The sequence below is a fragment of the Brenneria alni genome (assembly GCF_003666245.1).
GTDB classification, from domain to species: Bacteria; Pseudomonadota; Gammaproteobacteria; order Enterobacterales; family Enterobacteriaceae; genus Brenneria; species Brenneria alni.
This window is the reverse complement of sequence record NZ_MJLZ01000092.1, coordinates 1-2,692: the sequence shown is the minus strand read 5'-3', so window position 1 is coordinate 2,692 and position 2,692 is coordinate 1. Positions and strand designations below refer to the sequence as shown.

General features: G+C 32.3%; 3 protein-coding genes. All 3 read left to right on the top strand.

Features of this window, described 5'->3' with window-relative positions:
• Nucleotides 1–143 precede the first annotated feature (143 nt).
• The 3 genes from BIY29_RS20115 (at nt 144) to BIY29_RS19695 (ending at nt 2,639) form a co-directional block, all read left to right on the top strand.
• Entirely contained in the window at nt 144–359 is a 216-nt protein-coding gene (locus BIY29_RS20115) for a hypothetical protein (RefSeq protein WP_071999622.1), read from the top strand.
• Between the two features lie 65 nt (nt 360–424).
• Nucleotides 425–1,561, top strand: a complete 1,137-nt coding sequence (locus tag BIY29_RS19700) for a HesA/MoeB/ThiF family protein (RefSeq protein ID WP_121576697.1) — start codon at nt 425–427, stop codon at nt 1,559–1,561.
• Nucleotides 1,545–2,639 (top strand): HesA/MoeB/ThiF family protein, encoded by a 1,095-nt coding sequence (locus BIY29_RS19695; RefSeq protein WP_121576696.1) that lies wholly within the window; start codon nt 1,545–1,547, stop codon nt 2,637–2,639. The genes BIY29_RS19700 and BIY29_RS19695 overlap by 17 nt, the downstream gene beginning before the upstream one ends.
• Nucleotides 2,640–2,692 lie beyond the last annotated feature (53 nt).

The following is a 2,692-nucleotide window of genomic DNA, read 5'->3' as shown; positions in this document are numbered from 1 at the left end:
AGTTTGTATAATCTCATGACGATAACCTATGAACAATCCTTTGCAATCATCATTACTTAGATAAATATAGTTGATCAAGATTAGCTTTGAGTTTATTCTATATTTTCTTTTACACTTTAATATTCATTGAAGGATATTCAAAAATGAGCCAGCTTTTAGATCTTACCTTTGAAGTAATAAAAAAAAATGTTATAGCTCAAAACAGTGCGGGTTGTAAGACTAACGGTACTAGTACCTGCTGTTCAACATACTGCACAGCAAAAAATTGTCGAGGTATTGAAAACGGGTCGGAAACTGAATCTGGTATGGATGCTTGGGATCAATACCTACAAATGAATGCAGGTGTATTACAATACTAATCACCCCAGCCCATTTTGTAGTCATAAATGGGCTGGATTTTAAATCAGGTTTAAACTAATACATTATGTTAAATAAAAAATATTATTTACAACACACAGTTGATGTATACGTTACTGAACTAAAAGATGAAAAAGTTAGAGTTACTTTTCATAGAATGACTACTCGTGAAAAAGTAGAAATCGTAACATCAAAAATAATTGCTGAGTTCTTAGCTTTGTTAGATGGAAGAAAATCAGCCCACGAAATACTAATTATGCTAGGGGCATTTGAACAACATGCAGCTATAAATCTAATCGAATTTCTTTTGGCTCAACATTTGATTACTGAAGACAATGGAAACGTTGATTCACAGTCTCGGTATGCTCGGCAGATTGCCTACCTTGATGATATGATACTAGACAGAAAAGGACATGAGACACAAAAAATATTAGAGTCAAAAAAAATCGCAATAATAGGTTGCGGAGCCGTTACGGGTAATATAGCAGAGAATTTAGCAAGAGCCGGAATTCAAAAATTTATTCTTGTCGACTTTAAAGACTTCAAAAGGTCTAATTTAAGCAGGCATCTTTTTTCAAGAGCTTCAGATATAGGTAAAAGTAAAGCTGAAGTCTTAGCCAATTATTTAAAAAAAATAGATTCGAGAATTAAAATAGAATTTTACAAAGAAAAACTTTTACCTAATTCCAACTTATCCAAATGGTTTGATCAGGATGTTAATCTTGTAATTAATGGTTGTGATGAACCTTATATAGGTCACACATCAGTAAAGTTAGGACGATTTCTCCAAACAAAAAATATTGCATTATATGTTTCGGGCGGATTTGATGCTCACCTGATGAGTTCTGGAGAGTTAGTCTATCCTCCCAATACCCCTTGTATAGATTGCATTCAAAAGACATTCAGTAATGCATTGAGTGACTGGAAACCGATATATAGTAGGACGGATGATATTGAGCCTTTGGTTAGTAATATTAACAAAAAAATTAATATACCTACGGATTATGCCATCGGTGGTCCTGGTGGCATAGCTTCGATGAGTGGGTATTCAGCATTTTTAAGTACTTTAAAAATAATTCACTTCTTGTCGGAAGACTCCCAATATAATTATTCAACCATTCGTTATGAATATCTTCCAAATAGTGGTGAATTAACAAAATTTACATTATTAAAGCAAGGTGATTGTAATGCATGTAATAGATAAGCTAAGGTTACGAGAAAGTATTGGAGTAATCTCTCATGAATCCGGAATAGATTTCTTTAAATCAAATACTCGTGAGAACCTTTCATTAAAAATGAATTTCCCTGGTATTGTTAATCTTTTAAATCAGTTTGATGGTAAAACGTCCATCGAAAAAATTTCAGAAAAGCATGGATTTATTGATGTAAAACAATTGAATAAATTAGCTTCCTATTTGAAAGAACAGTTTATTCTCATTCAACAAGACATTGCTTACCCTATCGACCTTTTGGAAAATGATTACCGTCTAATTAATTTACTGGAAGATTATTTCCATTCTACGAGTGACGTTGTTAAAACCGTAGAGAGGCTAAAAAAATCGACAGTAATGATTATTGGATTAGGTGCCGTAGGTAGTATCATTTCTGCTTTTTTGACTAAAAATCATGTTGGTAATTTAATATTGGTTGATAGTGACATCGTTGACTTGAGCAACCTTCATAGACAATATTACTTTGAAAGTCATGTTGGTTCAGATAAAGCAACGACTTTGAAAAAAGAATTGAAAGATATCAATCCAAACATTAAAATTAAAGTCATTTCGATTTTTTTAACGTCTGATTTTTTCGAAAAAAATAAATTACCTAATAATATAGATTTGATAATAAACTGTTCTGATGAGCCAAGTGTTGATGCAACAAGTAGAGTTATCGCTAAATATGCCATGGATCATAATATCCCGCACATTGTTGGTGGTGGCTATAATTTGCATCTTACATTAATTGGCCAGACTATAATTCCATTCCAAAGTGCTTGCTTCGATTGTTTTAAAACAGCTTTAAATTCAATTAATGAAGATGATTTGAAAAACGTGAAATCTTTGAATAGAAATAATCGCAAGCTTGGTTCTTTCTCACCTCTATCTGGAATAGCAGCAAGTTTGGCTTCTTTAGATGCATTCAAGATTCTTATCAACAGATATGATATGTTACAGCAAACGAACAAAAGGATAGAATTCAACTCAATAGACTTTAGTATGCAGATCATGGATATAACAAGAAATCCTAAATGTGAATGGTGCGGAGAGCGATCTAATGAATAGTATCCGACTTAATGGAGTTTCTACACATAATTTAAAAAATATAGATATTGAAA

What these genes read in the sequence shown, in the direction of transcription:
- BIY29_RS19700 (WP_121576697.1), top strand. Translation starts at nt 425, where the DNA reads ATGTTAAATAAAAAATATTATTTACAACACACAGTTGATGTATACGTT.
- BIY29_RS20115 (WP_071999622.1), top strand. Translation starts at nt 144, where the DNA reads ATGAGCCAGCTTTTAGATCTTACCTTTGAAGTAATAAAAAAAAATGTT.
- BIY29_RS19695 (WP_121576696.1), top strand. Translation starts at nt 1,545, where the DNA reads ATGCATGTAATAGATAAGCTAAGGTTACGAGAAAGTATTGGAGTAATC.